The sequence below is a fragment of the Labilibaculum antarcticum genome, from assembly GCF_002356295.1.
GTDB classification, from domain to species: Bacteria; Bacteroidota; Bacteroidia; order Bacteroidales; family Marinifilaceae; genus Labilibaculum; species Labilibaculum antarcticum.
In genome coordinates this window covers 4793317-4810625 of record NZ_AP018042.1, presented here as the reverse complement: position 1 = coordinate 4810625, position 17309 = coordinate 4793317, and the positions used below count along the sequence as shown (strand labels likewise).

General features: G+C 36.5%; 17 protein-coding genes. 12 read left to right on the top strand and 5 right to left on the bottom strand.

Going from position 1 to position 17309, the window contains the following annotated elements:
* Positions 1-75 precede the first annotated feature (75 nt).
* Positions 76-1380, top strand: coding sequence for a voltage-gated chloride channel family protein (locus ALGA_RS19240; RefSeq protein ID WP_096432019.1), 1305 nt, complete (start codon positions 76-78; stop codon positions 1378-1380).
* Between the two features lie 363 nt (positions 1381-1743).
* Positions 1744-2118 carry a hypothetical protein gene (locus tag ALGA_RS19235; RefSeq protein WP_096432017.1) on the top strand — a complete coding sequence of 125 codons (375 nt, stop codon included), beginning with the start codon at positions 1744-1746 and terminating at the stop codon, positions 2116-2118.
* Positions 2119-2494: 376 nt separating this feature from the next.
* On the opposite strand, the gene ALGA_RS19225 is transcribed toward ALGA_RS19235, so the two are convergent.
* Positions 2495-2860, bottom strand: a complete 366-nt coding sequence (locus ALGA_RS19225; RefSeq protein ID WP_096432013.1) for a group I truncated hemoglobin — start codon at positions 2858-2860, stop codon at positions 2495-2497.
* Positions 2861-3143: 283 nt separating this feature from the next.
* Here ALGA_RS19225 and pepF point away from each other — a divergent pair, with 283 nt between their 5' ends.
* On the top strand, positions 3144-5051 hold the full coding sequence (gene pepF / locus ALGA_RS19220) for an oligoendopeptidase F (RefSeq protein ID WP_197705620.1): 1908 nt from the start codon (positions 3144-3146) through the stop codon (positions 5049-5051).
* 223 nt (positions 5052-5274) lie between these two features.
* Here pepF and fabG read toward each other — a convergent pair whose 3' ends face one another.
* From fabG to ALGA_RS23490, 4 genes are all read right to left on the bottom strand, one after another.
* Positions 5275-6021 (bottom strand): 3-oxoacyl-[acyl-carrier-protein] reductase, encoded by a 747-nt coding sequence (fabG, locus tag ALGA_RS19215; protein WP_096432011.1) that lies wholly within the window; start codon positions 6019-6021, stop codon positions 5275-5277.
* Between the two features lie 342 nt (positions 6022-6363).
* Positions 6364-6942: a hypothetical protein gene (locus ALGA_RS19210; protein WP_096432009.1), complete on the bottom strand. Its 579-nt coding sequence runs from the start codon at positions 6940-6942 to the stop codon at positions 6364-6366.
* A 375-nt stretch (positions 6943-7317) separates the two neighbouring features.
* Entirely contained in the window at positions 7318-8064 is a 747-nt protein-coding gene (locus ALGA_RS19205; protein ID WP_096432007.1) for an SIR2 family NAD-dependent protein deacylase, read from the bottom strand.
* A complete protein-coding gene (locus ALGA_RS23490; protein WP_262496434.1) occupies positions 8061-8183 on the bottom strand; it encodes a hypothetical protein in 123 nt (40 codons plus the stop codon). Before ALGA_RS23490 ends, ALGA_RS19205 begins: the two co-directional genes overlap by 4 nt.
* A gap of 340 nt (positions 8184-8523) precedes the next feature.
* Here ALGA_RS23490 and pstS point away from each other — a divergent pair, with 340 nt between their 5' ends.
* The 9 genes from pstS (at position 8524) to ALGA_RS19160 (ending at position 17300) form a co-directional block, all read left to right on the top strand.
* The gene (pstS, locus tag ALGA_RS19200) at positions 8524-9576 is read left to right on the top strand and encodes a phosphate ABC transporter substrate-binding protein PstS (RefSeq protein ID WP_096432005.1); all 1053 of its coding nucleotides are present in this window, start codon (positions 8524-8526) and stop codon (positions 9574-9576) included.
* Positions 9577-9693: 117 nt separating this feature from the next.
* Positions 9694-10548, top strand: a complete 855-nt coding sequence (gene pstC / locus ALGA_RS19195) for a phosphate ABC transporter permease subunit PstC (RefSeq protein WP_096432003.1) — start codon at positions 9694-9696, stop codon at positions 10546-10548.
* Between the two features lie 19 nt (positions 10549-10567).
* Positions 10568-11461 (top strand): phosphate ABC transporter permease PstA, encoded by an 894-nt coding sequence (gene pstA / locus ALGA_RS19190; RefSeq protein ID WP_096432001.1) that lies wholly within the window; start codon positions 10568-10570, stop codon positions 11459-11461.
* A complete protein-coding gene (gene pstB / locus ALGA_RS19185; RefSeq protein WP_231705999.1) occupies positions 11443-12300 on the top strand; it encodes a phosphate ABC transporter ATP-binding protein PstB in 858 nt (285 codons plus the stop codon). The genes pstA and pstB overlap by 19 nt, the downstream gene beginning before the upstream one ends.
* Positions 12301-12349: 49 nt before the next feature.
* Entirely contained in the window at positions 12350-13045 is a 696-nt protein-coding gene (gene phoU, locus ALGA_RS19180; RefSeq protein ID WP_096431999.1) for a phosphate signaling complex protein PhoU, read from the top strand.
* A 78-nt stretch (positions 13046-13123) separates the two neighbouring features.
* On the top strand, positions 13124-13813 hold the full coding sequence (locus tag ALGA_RS19175) for a response regulator transcription factor (protein WP_096431997.1): 690 nt from the start codon (positions 13124-13126) through the stop codon (positions 13811-13813).
* A gap of 20 nt (positions 13814-13833) precedes the next feature.
* Positions 13834-15627: a sensor histidine kinase gene (locus tag ALGA_RS19170; protein WP_162845492.1), complete on the top strand. Its 1794-nt coding sequence runs from the start codon at positions 13834-13836 to the stop codon at positions 15625-15627.
* Positions 15628-15790: 163 nt separating this feature from the next.
* A complete protein-coding gene (mgrA, locus tag ALGA_RS19165) occupies positions 15791-16777 on the top strand; it encodes an L-glyceraldehyde 3-phosphate reductase (protein WP_096431993.1) in 987 nt (328 codons plus the stop codon).
* 166 nt (positions 16778-16943) lie between these two features.
* On the top strand, positions 16944-17300 hold the full coding sequence (locus ALGA_RS19160) for a hypothetical protein (RefSeq protein ID WP_096431991.1): 357 nt from the start codon (positions 16944-16946) through the stop codon (positions 17298-17300).
* Positions 17301-17309 lie beyond the last annotated feature (9 nt).

The following is a 17309-nucleotide window of genomic DNA, read 5'->3' as shown; positions in this document are numbered from 1 at the left end:
AACCGTGTCCTTACAATTAATGATTCTTCTAAATAATGCTTACTCCCATTATAGAATCATTCATACCTATTGAAAATGAGAAACAATAAATTCATAAAATTCATTGGCTCAATTGAGCAAATCCCTTCCTTGTATTACCTGATCAAGTGGCTGTTAATCTGCACATTTCTGGGCGCTATAGCTGGTAGTATTTCTGCATTTTTCCTTTTAAGTCTTGAATGGGTAACAGATTGGAGAGAAAGTCACCTTTGGATCATAGCCCTGCTTCCTGTAGGTGGTTTTATTATTGGCTTGTCGTATCATTTATACGGAAACAGTGTTGTTAAAGGCAATAATTTACTACTTGAAGAATTTCATTCTCCCAAAAAAATTATTCCATTTAGAATGGTACCCTTGGTTCTTTTTGGAACTATTTTAACTCATTTGTTTGGCGGTTCGGCTGGTCGAGAAGGAACAGCAGTCCAAGTGGGCGGGGCTATCGCCGATCGTTTTACGAAAGTATTTAACTTCTCGAAAATAGATCGTAAAATTGTATTGATTGCTGGTATTAGTGCTGGATTTGCATCGGTTTTTGGAACACCATTGGCAGGTGGGATTTTTGCACTCGAAGTTTTGGTTCTAGGAAGAATCAGACTGGATGCCATCATACCCAGTTTTATGGCCGCCATTTTAGCCGATTACTTTTGTCGGATTTGGGGCGTTTCTCATTCTCATTATTCCATCAGCTCTGTTGTTGAAATGAGCCCCGAAAATTTACTTTGGTCCCTTCTCGCAGGCATTATTTTTGGACTGGTTGCAATGCTTTTCTCAAAATCAACTCATTTTTGGAGTCATTTATTTGCGAAGTACATAAAGTATCCTCCCTTTCGTCCGGTAATTGGTGGTATCGTTTTGGCGATTGCAATTTATGCACTTGGAACAACAAAATATATTGGATTGGGTCTTCCGACCATTGCCGATTCCTTTACGATCAACCTAAATTCATACGACTTTTTACTTAAAGTACTATTCACCTCTTTTACATTGGGTGCCGGTTTTAAAGGTGGCGAAGTAACCCCTTTGTTCTACATAGGTGCCGCACTAGGCAATGTTTTAATTTGGTTCATTCCACTGCCTATGAGCTTACTGACCGGAATGGGCTTTGTTGCTGTTTTCGCAGGAGCTACAAACACACCCTTGGCCTGCACTGTAATGGGACTTGAATTATTTGGTGCCGAAGCCGGCGTTTTTCTTGCAATTGCCTGCAGTACCTCCTATCTATTTTCAGGACATTCAGGCGTTTATTCGTCGCAAATTATTGGAAGCCCTAAAAACACAAATTACACCAAAGAAAAAGGACTTCAATTGTCTGAAGTGACACGCAAAATATTTCAGAAATAATTGAGATAACAACTGTTTGAATTCACAGTGAAAATACCGTTGGAAACAAAAAGTTAAATTATCTTGAGCGTTGATCCCAAAGCATCGGGAAAAGTATTTTATCCCATCTGCTGAGCGATTGTATTGCATAACATTTAATAAGTAATAAGGACAGAATAAAGTTGTGCGGGTATCAAGAGTATTGACTACAATGAATATTAATTACCTTAAATTCAGCTAATGGTATGGCAACATTATTTTTTATTACAAAAAAAATTGCCACATTCGGGTAATCAAACGAAACAATATTAATATTGTAAACTTCAATAGAATCATTCCTAAAGAATTTATCTATTAATATTACCTCCATTTAAACAAAACTTCATGAGTAAAGAACACAAAACCCTTACTGAGTTTTTCTCATTTCTTGTTAATAAACAAGAAAATTTTCAACTTCGACAAGAGGATGCAGAAGATATCATTCAAGATTATTACAATTTAAAAAATGAGCAGATTGAAGAATTAAAAGAAGAAAAAAGGGTAAAAGGCTTAAAAAAGTTAGCATTAATTGTACAGAAAAGAGAAGAAAGGGAAAACCAAGCCAGAATCAAAGCACAATTCAAAGCACAACAGCAAGTAAAAGTACAAGTGCAAGTAAAACAGGTTATTCCGAATACAAGTCCAAATACAAATATGATGCGTCCTAAAGTAAAAGCAATAAAGGAGATGCAGGCTTTAATTGATCGCATTAGAAACTGATACAAGAAAAATGCCCTTCCTGATGCGCGATTGTATCGCGACCATATAATAAGTCAAAACCAGACAATAGCATCGTGCGATAGCAAGGGTAAATTATTGGGAGTCCTAAAAAACACAAATTACACCCAAAAAAAAGGACTTCAATTGACTGAAGTTAGACGCAAAATTTTTCAAAAATAACAGATTTAGGAACTGTTAAATTTATCTTTACGATCAGCGAAAGCATTTGATAATGAAGCAAAACCCTTTTTTATTGAGACAAAATCAGTAAGGGGTAAAAATGAAATATACATGAAGTAAGGGATTACAATTCCCCTATGAATCAAAAATTTAAGCGACTTAGATAAGTCGCTATTTTCAATCATTAAAAATTAATTTACACAGCAACTATTTCTTCTCTCATGCTGTACAGTACGAATATAACCTCCTCTTTCTCCCGCTGACCAATATTATTCATATCCAAGGCTTTCATCATATCGGATAGTACAGCCAAGAACTCCGTATCGCTAATATTTAAGCCTTTATGTGTGGCAAGCATATCCAATCCTTTGTACACAACAGGTCCGCCGGTACCCGCAATAAAAAAAGTGGCAGCACCATTTTTCAAAGCGGCCACATCCATCTTCGCATTCTCGAACCGGGTTGCTATCGCTGGATTTACCAAATGCAAATCGACCACGTTGCCGGCAATTTTTGTTATTCCCTCTGTTCCTCCTAATCTCTCATAAAGTGTCTCGCTCATCTTCTATCCTCCTTTTAGTGAATAGACAAGAAGTTAGCACATTAAGACACTAAAGTCAAGGAACATAGCTTATTTAGAAATAGGCTTATCCCTATCAATAGGGCTACTTATTTCAACTTTGCTAAAGAAATTAATGTGTTGACTTTAAACTCCCGCTAATTTTATGTGTTTCATCCCGACCTATAGCGCATACATCGAAAAAACTACAATGGTTTGCTATCGAAATTTTATATTTAAGCCTTTAACATATAATATCTATTTTAACGAACATTAATCACATCGAATGAAAATGAATTTAAAACAAATGGGAAAAGGACTACTTGCTGTTGCTTTTGCGACAACAATCTGTTTGCAGGCAAATGCGCAGGTAAATTACAAGACTCGCGAAGAAATACCAGAAAAATACAAATGGAATTTTAGTGATATTTATGAAAGCTGGGACGACTGGGAAGTTGATTTCAAAGCAATTTCGGGTGACATGGAGAAAATCATATCCTGCAAAGGAACTCTTGGTGAAAGTTCTGATAACCTACTAAAGTTGATGACTGCACAAGAGAGCTTAATGAAAAAAGCTTACAAAGTATATCAATTTGTTTCTTTCCAAAGCACGGTTGATACCCGCAATATGGAATTACAGGCAAAACTACAGAGAGTTGGACTTTTGTTTGCAAGCTTTGGGCCAACCACAGCTTGGATTTCGCCGGAAATGATTGCAATTCCAGAAGCTACAATGAAACAGTGGCTTGCTGAAAACAAAGACTTAAAAATTTACGAATTCGAATTAATGGACATGTATCGTTTACAAAAGCATGTTTTAAGCGAAGAATTGGGTAAAATGGTTTCTTACTACTCTCAGGTATCCGGAACTGCGGGATCTGTATTTTCGGCTTTATCAACCACGGATATCGAATTTCAGGAAATTGAATTATCGGATAGTTCGAAAGTTACGGTAACACCAGGTGTGTACTCTCAAATTACCAGCTCAAGTACACTAACTCAAGAAGACCGTAGAAAGGCTTATGAAGCAATTTACGATGTGTACTACAAGAATAAAAATACTTATGCCGCAATTTACAACGGCATTATCCAGGCTGAATGGGCAAATGCTCGTGCCAAAAATTATGAAACATGTTTAGATGCATCTTTGGAAGGAAACAACATACCGAAAGATGTGTATTTGAACTTGATTAAGACTGTAAAAGAAAATACTGCGCCAGTTCAGAAATATTACAAGCTTCGTAAAAAAGTATTGGGCTTGGAAAAATACTATGGATTTGACGGATCAATCAGTTTGGTTGATTTTGATAAGAAATTTCCATATGATGAAGCAGTTAAAATAGTCACTGAATCGGTTTTGCCTTTGGGTAAGGATTATCAGTCGAAATTAAAAACAGCAACCGCTAGTGGTTGGTTGGATGTTTATGAAAACCCAGGAAAACGTTCCGGAGCATTTTCAGCAGGCGTTTACGGTGTGCATCCATACATGCTATTAAATTACGATGAAACACTGGAATATGTATTTACTTTGGCTCATGAGTTAGGTCATACCATGCACACAACTCTATCGAACGAGACTCAGCCCTTTACAACTTCTAATTACACTATTTTTGTGGCCGAGGTTGCTTCTACCTTTAATGAGCGTTTGTTGTTGGATTATATGATGAAAACAACCAAAGATCCGAAAGAGCGTATTGCTTTACTAACTCAGTCTATTGAGGGAATTATTGGAACCTTTTTTGCTCAAACAATGTTTGCTGATTACGAATATCAGGTTCACACTATGGTGGAGCAAGGACAGCCTGTAAACGCTGAAATTCTTACAAATACCTGGGGCGAAATTGCTGACCAGTATTATGGAGATGTTTCTGAAAAAACACAATATTCGAACTATCCTTGGACAAGAATCCCTCATTTCTACAACTCTCCTTACTACGTGTACCAATATGCAACTTGTTTTGCATCGTCGGCCAAATTATATAAGGATGTAACCGAAGGAAGCAAAACAGAGAAACAGGATGCTTTGAAAAGATACACAACTCTTTTACAATCGGGTGGTAACGATTTCCCTATGGAACAATTGAAAAAAGCTGGTGTTGACTTGTCGAAACCAGAAGCTATGTTGGCTGTTATTAATCAATTGGATAAGTTGGTTGATCAATTAGCCATCGAAATTGATAAGATCAAAATGTAATCGCTAGAAGCTACTTATATGAAGAGGGCGTCCAATAATGGGCGCCCTTATTTTTTTATTGTACACTTTTCATGTAAACGACCCACTATAAGCATTACAAGCAACTGCCGGCCAACACATTTACCTGAAAATTAAAATTGATCAGACAAAACTAAGAATCCAAAAAACAAAAAAGAGGGTGACCTGGTTATAGGCACCCTCTTTAAAAATATTTTGGTATTGCTTACATGTTCATACCACCACAAACGTGAATGGTTTGTCCTGTTACGTAAGAAGAAAGATCACAACCTAAATAAACGCAGGTTTTTGCGATTTCTTCCGGAGTTCCACCTCTTTTCAATGGAATTTTACTTGCCCATTCTTTCACAACATCCTCAGGAAGTTTACCAGTCATTTCAGTAATGATAAAACCTGGGGCAATCGCGTTAGAACGAATTCCACGGGAGCCTAATTCTTTAGCTACCGATTTAGTAAAACCAATAATACCCGCTTTAGAAGCTGAATAGTTCGATTGACCTGCATTTCCACTTACCCCTACTACTGAACTCATGTTGATGATAGAACCACTACGTTGCTTCAACATTGTTTTTGTAGTTGCCTTGGTAAAGTTGAATACCGATTTCAAGTTCACGTTGATCACCATATCCCACTGTTCTTCAGTCATACGCATTAACAAAGTATCTTTTGTGATACCCGCGTTGTTCACCAAGATATCAATAGCACCAAATTCCGCTACAATTTCAGCTACAACTCTATCAGTATCAGCAAAGTTACTTGCATCAGATGCATATCCTTTGGCTTTAACGCCGTAAGAAGCAATTTCTTTTTCAGTTTCGATTGCCTGCTCATTGTAGAACAAATCAGTAAAAGCAACATTAGCACCTTGTTTTGCAAATTCGATTGCAACTGCTTTACCAATACCACGAGATGCACCGGTAATAATAGCTGTTTTTCCTTCTAATAATTTCATGAAATTCTATTTTGATTTTTTACTTTCAATATTATAACCGGATGATCCAGTTTTCAAACTTAAGATTACCAATGATTTAAACTGTGATTAATCACATCATCATTTGAAAATCGATAACAAATATAAAATATTTTCCTCTATTATACTTTATAAATTAGGCTTTTGAAACACCCTTTCGGGATTTGCAAGACATTATAAAGTTCTGAAACCCGTCTGCAAAAGCCAATTAATCAAAATAGTAAGTCTTTAATTCTGAAAAATCAGCTCCTCTAATTCCAGCAATATTTCACCGGCTTTTATTGGCAGAAATATTTCCTTATTCCTTATCACAAGTTCCCAATTCTATTTTTTTGGCGCTGTGACCACAAGTTGTTTTAGTTTCGTTTGATTGAAGTCTTTAACTACTTGATTAATCGTGGAATCTATTTCAGTGAGCTTCTGATAAATCAAATCGTTTGAATTATCCCTATTCTCAGTTACAATTACAGGCGTAGGAGATTCGGATAAGTAATTGCTAACGATTGGAGACACAATGATTGAACATATGGCTATAAATATCGATGCGTACGCAAACATTTTCGCTATCTGTGAAGACTCTCTAGCCTCCTTTAATTCTAAATAGTCGATATACTTCTGTGTGGCTTCACCTTTTATAAATGACTTTTCGGTTTTAAATTCCTTTAATTCATCAAGTGTAACAGGAGTAATATAGGGCGGGCCTGTGCTGTTATATTTTACACTTGCTTCTGCATCTGGATTATAAAAATTAGTGTAAAACCAAATTGTAAAATTACAGGCAAACACAGGACTTTCAAGGTCTTTCTCTATACCTAACTCCTCCACAACTTTACTAAATGATATACCTGTAGTTTGATTCTCAAACCCAATCTCCAGAGCTTTAATGTATATGTTTCCTTTCATTCTCAATGTATTATTTTGATCTACTAAAGTACCAATTATTTAACATTGCCCTTTAACTGTTATATAAAAAGATGTAGCAACAAAAGAAAATGTCCGAGAAGTAAAATTTCACTAGAAAACGTCATGTTGAGCGAAGTCGAAACATCTGTGATCCAAAGTGAAAGATTCTTCGACAAGCTCAGAATGACAATAAGATTGAACTTTTCGGACACCCTCTTACTAATTTAAGACTACAATAAAGATTTTTAAAAAAATCCCAACTGATGTAGCACAAGTAATTTGATAAAATTATCAAAAGTTATATACCACAAAAAAATAAGGCACTAAGCTCTCACCTAATACCTCTTCTCTAATTGCTCAATTATATGAATTAATTTATTTTTCTGGATAAATCAACCCCTCCAATTCCAGCAATATTTCACTCGCCTTCCCCTCTAGAAAAATATCTGTAATACGATTGGTATAATTGGATGGCTCGGTATTTATTTCGATAATTGTTGCTCCTGCCCGCTTTGCCTCGCTAGGAATCATGGATGCAGGCATTACCTCTCCTGTGGTTCCTATTATTAGCACCACATCGGCCTTTCTTGCGGCTAAAATTGATCTGCGGTAAGCTTCTTCAGGAATTCCTTCCCCGAAAAACACAAAATCAGGTTTTAAAATGAAACCATCATTTACACACAAGGGTGGCAACACGTCCAAATTAATCTCTTCGGGCACATACATCTTTTTACATTGCGGACAAATCAGTTTCTGCGAATTACCATGAAATTCCAGAACATTCTTAGATCCGGCCATCTGATGCAGATTGTCTATGTTCTGAGTCACCAAGGTCTTTAGAATTCCTTTTGCCTCAAAATCAGCCAATACTCGATGAGCCTCGTTGAATTTTGCGTTTCCAAAAAAATCATAAAATATCGTTTTAATGGCCGTCCATGATTCTTTGGGGTGAGAATGAAAAAAATCCAGATCCAGACATTGCGGATCGTATCGACTCCATAATCCATTAGTTCCCCGAAAGGGAGGTATTCCACTTTCAACTGAAACTCCAGCTCCTGTAAATGCAATCATGGCTTTCGAATTCCTTATTAATTCTGCAGCTTTCTGAATATAAACTTTCATAGGTTTAAAATTTGTTTTTTAGTTGCCATATAGCCTGTCCCAAATTTATCGGGAGAACTTACCATGCTGCAAGAATCATCTTCCTGTATGTCAAAATCACTTTGGCATGGACGTTTCATATCTAATTATTTTAAATTCAAAATTAAGAATTAAGAATTAGAAATACCGGGCTTTAAAGGCAATGTGAAAAATAATTTAATCTCTTTTCTGAACAATATTCACATGTAAAAGGATACATCTTTTTATTTTTCCAAAAAAACACGACACTTACACCCTTTTATTCAGTAACTTAAAAGATGTAACGTTTATTTAACATTCCTGTAACATTCCTGTAATATTAGCTTCATAACATTGCAGTACCAACAGATGAGGAGCATGCTTCTCTTCTGCTGTTAAAAGTGAAATATAAATATTTTAATAAATACCAGAACAATAGTTCTAAACTAAAATCTTAAAAAGATGAAAAAATTTCAACTGCTTCTAACTGCAATTATCGCAGTCACTCTTATGACTAGTTGCGGAGGCTCAGGAAAAGAGAAAGCTGAGACCATCACTGGTGCCGGTGCAACTTTTCCACAACCATTTTACAACAAAATTTTCAAGAATTACTCTTCAGAAAAAGGTCTTGTGGTTACTTATGGTGGAATTGGATCGGGTGGCGGTATTCGCAGCTTGAAAGATGAAATTGTTGATTTTGGTGCAAGTGATGCATTTTTAGACGATAAAAAATTAGCAGAAATGCCTGGTGAAGTTCTTCACATTCCTACTTGTTTAGGTGCTGTTGTTGCTGCTTACAACCTTCCTGGCAAACCAGAATTAAAATTCACGCCAGAATTAATGGAAGGTGTTTTCATGGGTAAAATCACGAAATGGAACGATGCTAAAATTACTGCTGTAAATCCAGATATTGAATTACCCGATTTGGCAATTACTGTTGTTCACCGTTCAGACGGAAGTGGTACAACCTTCATTTTTAGTGATTACATGAGTAAAGTAAGTGCCGATTGGAAAGAAATAGTGGGTACAGGAAAATCATTGCTTTGGCCGGTTGGACTTGGTGCTAAAGGAAATCCCGGAGTTGCCGGAACTATTAGCCAAACAGAAGGTGCTATTGGTTACATCGGATCGGAGTATGCATTTGCTCAGGATATTCCCGTAGCAAGCCTTCAAAATTTAGCGGGTAACTTTATTAAACCTTCTGTTGAGTCAGTAAGTGCTTCGGCAAAAGGTGAAATTCCAGCCGATACACGTGTTAGCTTAACAAACACGGATGCGGTAGATGGATATCCTATCTCAAGTTTCACTTGGTTGATTATCTACAAAGAGCAGGACTATAAGAACAGAAGTTTAGACCAGGCTGTTCAAACCATCAAATTGATTGAATGGGTTATTGGTTCGGATGCACAAAAAGAAACAACTAAAGTGCATTACGCACCGCTTCCTGAAGCTGCTGCAGCTAAAGCTAAAGCTGTTTTGAGTGCCGTTACCTACAAGGGTAAGTCTTTAAAATAACAAACTGATTAATTACAATAGTAAGCTTGCTTTCAATTTTTTTTATTCTCACAATAAAAAAGCTCTCCAGACTTAATTGGAAGCAAGCTACTATTTAACAGGAACCGTTCAAAGCTTATGAACAGCGAGAAAATATTTCGATATCTTTTAATTGGTAGTGGCGTTTTAATAGTATTAATCGCTTTAGGAATCGTAACTACCCTATTTATTGGGGCAATCCCCTCATTTAAGGAATTTGGGTTTGGTTTTATTTATTCCGCTGACTGGAATCCAACCCAAGGAAGAGAATCATATGGTGCTCTCCCCTTTATCATTGGAACACTGGTTACTTCAATTCTGGCATTACTATTAACATTTCCATTCGCCTTTTCAATCTCATTATTTTTAGGCGAATATTTCAGGAATGGTAAATTACCATCCTTTTTACGATCTGTAGTCGATCTACTGGCAGGAATCCCATCCGTTGTATATGGTTTATGGGGATTTTATGCTTTACGACCCGTAATTATCGACCTAGGGCTAAACGCTCAGGGATTTGGGATTTTCACCTCTTCCATTATCCTAGCTATCATGATAATCCCTTACGCATCCTCTCTTGGATCGGAAGTTATTTCAATGGTTCCAGGCAGCTTAAAGGAAGCGGCCTACTCCTTAGGTGCGACCCGCTTCGAAGTTGTAAAAACGGTCATTATCCCTAATGCAGGTTCAGGAATTTTCGCAGGATACATTCTGGCTTTAGGAAGAGCAATTGGAGAAACAATGGCAGTAACCATGCTAATCGGTAACTCCAACAAAATTCCAACTGGGATTTTCGATTTAGGAAACACCATGGCAAGTTTAATCGCCAACCAATTTGGTGAAGCTGATGGTTTAAAATATACTTCTTTGGTTGAAATAGGATTGCTCTTATTTGTAATCACAGGTATTGTAAACTACCTCGGCAAATTAATCATGAAAAAATTATCGGCTTAACCGAAATAAGATATATAGAATGAATACATCCACTCAAATATCAAACGCTAGGCTTAAAGGACGATTACTTAAAGATAAGCTATTCACTTATATGCTTATATTTTTGGCTTTTCTCTCAAGCGTACCTCTTTTCCTGATTCTTTTCGAATTAATAAAAAAGGGATACAAGCAAATTAACATCAGCTTCTTTTATAAAGTGGCCCCAGACACCATGGAAGCAATGGTAGCTGTTACTAATAATGAGGTTATTCCCGGAGGTATCGCAAACGGAATTGTTGGTACACTTATCATCGTAGGCATGGCCTCATTAATCGCAATTCCGCTGGGAATTATTTGCGGCATGTATTTGGCTGAAAACTCGAAAGGAAACTTCGCTGGTGTCGTTCGGTTTATTGTAGATATGTTACAGGGTGTTCCGTCTATTGTTCTTGGAGTTATTGGATACATTTGGATCGTAAAACCTATTACCGGAGGCTTTTCGGGCTTAGCGGGAAGTGTGGCCCTTTCCATAATGATGCTGCCCTCAATTGTACGTTCAACCGAGGAGACTCTAAAGATGATCCCCGACACTTTAAAGGAAGCAGCACTTTCTTTAGGCGTTCCCTATCACAAAACCATGCTAAGAGTCGTGTTGCCATCAGGCATTAGTGGAATTCTTTCGGGTGTAATTCTTGGTATATCACGAATTGCAGGAGAAACGGCCCCCTTGATGCTAACTGCATTGGGAAGTGCTGCTATCAGCACAGACATTACAGAACCATCAAGTGCTATTCCTCTATTGATATGGGAATTTTACAACGATCCAAATCTGGTAGACATGATTTGGAGTGCATCATTGTTCTTGTTATTTTTGATTTTATGTTTAAACCTTACTGCTAAAGCAATCGCAAAAAGATGGAAAGTACAGTATTAGAAAAAAAGGAAGCTGAAAAAAGAGTTACAAAAAAAACAAACAAAGTCAACACCATGATGCAAAACCCAATAGAAAATATAGAATCTCCTATTATTAACATCGATAAACTATCGCTTTCCTACGGCGGAGACAAATATGCCATTAACGATGTTTCTGCGGGAATTGCAAAAAATAAAATCACTGCGATTATGGGCCCATCCGGTTGTGGTAAAAGCACATTGCTTAGAGCCATTAACCGAATGCACGAATTGAATCCTGATACACACAACAAGGGCACTATTTATCTTGGCAAAGATGACATTTACGAGATGAACCCTATTCTATTGAGAAGAAGGATTGGAATGGTTTTTCAACGCCCCAATCCTTTTCCAACCATGAGCATTTACGACAATGTAATTGCCGGTTATCTTTTAAATGGAATAAAATTGAAACGAAAAGAAAAGGATGAAATTGTAGAAAAATCTTTACGGGAAGTTGGTTTGTGGAGCGAAGTGAAAGACTCTCTTCATAGCAGAGGAACATTTTTATCGGGAGGACAACAGCAACGCTTGTGTATTGCCAGAACACTTGCTTACACACCCGAAATTATTCTTTTGGATGAACCTACCTCCGCTTTAGACCCAATTGCTACGGCTAAAATTGAAGATCTTTTAGTGAAATTAAAAAAAGATTTTACAATTGTTTTGGTTACTCACAACATGTCGCAAGCGGCAAGAATATCAGATTATTCAATGTTTATGTATTTAGGTGAATTGGTGGAATATGGTAAAACCAAACAGATGTTTACCATGCCTAAGGACAAACGAACAGAAGAATACCTAACCGGGAAATTTGGTTGATTTTCATTGATTAACTAATTTCAATACTAACAATGCAAATTCGCAAAAAATGTCAATCAATAAAGATAAAAAATTTGAAAAGCTTGATCATGATTTCAGTAAAATGCAATCACTGCTTTTTCAACAATTTGAAATTCTTGAAGAAGTTGTAACTAATGGCTTAGATAAAATCGATAAAGGGCTTCCCAACACCTTTAAAAAGAACGAAATTAAAATTGATCAGTTTGAATTAAAAATAAACGATACGATCATCCAAATAATTGGTTTGCAACACCCAATGGCAAGCGAGTTACGCCTTTTAGTTGCCTATTTTCGAATAATTGGATCTGCAGAACGGATCGGTGATCAGCTAAATAACATCATGCGGTTTTTCCATAAAATGGATCCTCCCACAATTCACGACGATCATAAAGACTCGGTTTTAAACATGTTGTCGCTGAGTGAGAAAATGGTTAAAAAAGCACTAATCTCCTTCATAGACGGAGATCGGGAGTATGCAATCTGGGCCATTAAAAACGATGAGATTGTTGACGAAATGCAATCCACGATTCTGAGAAGAATGGTTCGAAAAAATTCACCCAATGGCAGTGACTCAACGGCGATTTTTAATCTGTTAAACTTCAACAGCATACTTGGCAATATTGAGAGAGTTGCCGATCATGCAACAAATATTGCCGAAGCGGCCATTTATTACCAGCAAGGAATTGATTTACGTCATCAGGAATTGCCTGAGGAGGATCAGTAAGCAACTAGTAAAGTTGATGAACTACTAAAACTTAAAACTCAACTTTTTGAACCAAAACTCAGGAAAAGAATTCCAAGCATGAAGGATTTAAAGATTTTAGTGGTTGATGATGAAGAGGATTTATGCGAAATCCTCCAATTCAACCTTAAACAGGAAGGATTTGATGTAGATGTTGCCTACTCAGCAGAACAAGCTTTGAAATTAGAACTTAAAACCTACGATTTCTTCCTTTTAGATATTATGATGGGAGAAATTTCAGGGCTCGATTTAGCAAAAATAATTCGAAGAAACCCCGATCTGGAAGCCAAACCAATTCTATTTATAACAGCCAAAACAACCGAAGCTGACAGGTTGATGGGTTTTAATGCCGGAGCAGATGATTATGTCACCAAACCGTTCTCGGTAAAGGAAATAATTGCAAGAATTAATGTAATTTGCAAACGTATTTTTTCTGATTCAAAGGAAGATCCTATTTTCGAGTTTGAAGATTTGAAAATGATCTCGGAATCGAAAAAAGTATGTATTGATGGCAAAGACATTGGTTTAACCAAAACCGAATACGAAATACTTCGATTGCTCATCAGTCATACAGGAAGAATATATTCCAGAGAAGAAATAATGAGTATTGTTTGGGCAAACGACAGCTTTATTGGTGACCGAACAGTAGATGTTAATGTGAGACGAATACGAAAGAAAATTGGTGAATATCACAAATTTATTAAAACGAAATCTGGCTACGGTTACTATTTTGAAACTAGAACAAACTAATGTCCCAAATCTATAAATACATGCAAAAACCCATTCCAAAATCCGGATCAAAATACAAAAAGAAGTTGTTCTTTTTCTTCTTTATCATCGTACTGATCTTCTCTGTTTTAATAGGCGGATTTCAATACAATCAGGAACGATTATACCGTCGTGAAAAATTAGAATATGCTCTAAACATTTATACCGAACAAGTACATGAGCTTATTCGAAAAAAAGATCTGAATGCAAGTCTTAATTTTTCGGAGATTGATACATTGCGTGCCTTAATGCCCGACAAAGACATTAGAATATCGGTTATTACCGGAAAAGGTAAAGTTGTGTATGATTCGTATGTGGATAACCTGGAAAGACTGGATAATCACATGAAGCGACCCGAAGTTCAAAAATCTTTGCATTCTCAAAAAGGAAGTAATATCCGTTTATCGGGTTCTACCGGACAATCGTATTACTACTATTCCAAAAACTATTACGAATATTTTGTTCGAACGGCTCTTCCAATCAACGAAAGTGTGCTTGACTTTTTAAAGGCAAACTCCCTATTCTTTTACTTTTTGCTTGGCTTATTTGGGGTAACCGTAGTTTTTCTAATTTACGCCACCGAGCATTTTGGAAATTCGATTGCAAAGCTTCGTAAGTTCGCAATTAATGCAGCACATAACAGAGAAATCGATCCGAACGAGGATTTTGGAAAAACAGAATTGGGTGAAATTAGTCACCAAATTGTAAAAATTTACCGCAAACTAAGCAATACAACCGAAGCTCTTAGTCAAGAGAAGGAGAAACTAATCATGCACCTTCAGATTGCACAGGAAGGTGTTGCCATATTTGATAAAAAAAAGAACCTGATTCTCTGGAACAGTCATTTTATTGATTACATCAATTATTTGTCGCATATATCGAGTCACAATTATCAGGAACTGTTTGAGCTTCCTGAATTGCTTGAAATCACTGATTTTATCGACAGAAACATCAAAGAGTTGGAAACGAATTACATCCCAAACATTGATATTATCAGCACGAAAAAAACCATTACAATCGGACATAAAGTTTTCTTGTTTCAGGTGGTTGTTTTTACCGACGGAAATTTCGAAATCTCAGTTAATGACATCACCAAACTGGAAAATGAAAAAACCATTAAACAGGAAATGACTCTTAATATAGCACACGAATTGAAAACTCCTATAACTGCTATCTCCGGTTTTCTGGAAACTATTAAGGACAATCCCACCATGCCCGAAGACAAAAAAGCACAATTTATCGAACGTTCTTGTCTGCAGGTTAATCGTTTATCGAATTTAATTCAGGATATCTCCTTTCTCACGAAAATTGAAGAAGCTAATGAGCTATTCTCCATTGAAGACGTAAATGTGAATGAAATAGTAACAGATATGGTAACCGATTTTGAATTGAAATTGGCTGAAGCAAATATGGAAATAGAACTCATATTCCCAAGTGATCTTACTATTAAAGGCAATCCTGAACTCTTGGATTCAATTTTCAGAAACCTGATTGACAACTCGATACAATACGCAGGAGAAGGCTGTAAAATCGACATTGAACATTATTTTCAAGATACGAATTACCATTACTTCTCATTTACCGATAATGGAATTGGAATAAAAGAAGAACATCTGCCACGAATATTTGAACGTTTTTATCGGGCCGATAATGGTCGTTCGAGAAAAATGGGTGGCACGGGTTTAGGTCTATCAATCGTAAAAAATGCAGTTGCCTATCACAAAGGGAGAATCTTTGTTAAAAAACGAAAAGAAAAGGGAATTGAGTTTTTCTTTTCGCTTAAAAAGGAAATTTAAATGCGAGTATAAAGAAATATAAGCCACAGGAATTCCCTGTGGCTTTTTTTTTATGATACTAATTTCAAACGATTGTTCCGTTTTTTTAATTCATTGCAAAAAATGGGACAAAGAAATTGTGCATTAATTCCTATCTTACATTTTCATTAAAATTCAACTTGGAATGTATAAAGCATCTGAAAACAGATATGATGATATGCCCTACCGCAGATGCGGCCGAAGTGGTTTATTGCTGCCGGCAATTTCATTAGGACTGTGGCACAATTTCGGACATGTAGATGTCTACAATGAATTCAAACAAATTATTTTTCATGCCTTCGATCGTGGTGTTACCCATTTCGATTTGGCCAATAACTATGGACCACCTCCAGGTTCTGCCGAAGAAAATTTCGGGAAAATTTTTAACAAAGACCTAAAGCAATATCGTGATGAAATGATTATTTCGACCAAAGCCGGATATGGAATGTGGCCGGGACCTTATGGCGATTGGGGATCACGAAAATATTTGATTTCAAGTTTGGATCAAAGTCTGAAAAGAATGGGGCTCGATTATGTCGATATCTTCTATTCACACCGTCCTGATCCTAACACGCCAATTGAGGAAACGATGATGGCGCTTGACCATGTTGTTCGTCAGGGTAAAGCATTATACGCAGGAATTTCAAATTACAGTGCTGATCAAACCCGTGAAGCCTCAAGAATATTGCGTGAACTGGGAACTCCTTGCCTAATTCATCAACCAAGATACTCCATGTTTGATCGCTGGGCTGAAAATGGCCTTTTAGATGTTTTGGAAGAAGATGGAATTGGAGGCATTGCCTTCTCTCCTTTGGCACAAGGAATGTTGACCAACAAATATTTGAAAGGAATTCCTGAAGGTTCAAGAGCAGCTAAATCGCATGGATTTTTGCAGAAAGATCAAATTACTGAAAAAGTAATTGCTAAAGTTAAAGCTCTGAATGCAATAGCAGAAAAACGCGGACAAAGTTTGGCTCAAATGGCAATTGCCTGGCTACTGAAAGATGAACGAATTACTTCGGTATTGGTCGGAGCAAGTTCGGTGAATCAACTCGAACAAAACATCAATTCGGTAAACAATCTGCATTTTGAAGCTTTTGAGTTAAAAGAAATTCAAGATATCATTAATTAAGTACTTCAAATAGTACATACTAGAAGGATTCTTATTTTTAATAGGAATCCTTTTTTGTTTTAAGCTTACTTTATTTTTATGTATTAATTGTATTTGATATGTAAAGAGATTTTCTTACTTTTAATCCACTTTAAGTTGTTAAAAATTAAACAAGTAAAACTTACCTATGAAATCATTCAAACCCTTTGTGAACCTTACGAAATCAGAAGCCACTGGAGTTTACACTCTTAATTCCGTAGTTTCTTTACCCAAAGATTATGCTCTTAGTTCCATAGATCAAGGTCTTATTGAAAAAGACGGAAAAAAAATATGGACAGTAACAGCATCTGTTACCACTAATGGTTCTACAGAAACCGATATTGTTGAATTTGCAGTTCCTCTAAAACAAGGACCTTCAGAAGAAATCACAAAAGTGATTATGACTGTAATAGACTCATCAAGTTTGAGTACTTCGGTTGCAAATACTGCTGAAGAAAATAGAACTGATGTGAATTATGATGATGCAGAAACAACCAACCCATAGTTATTAGAA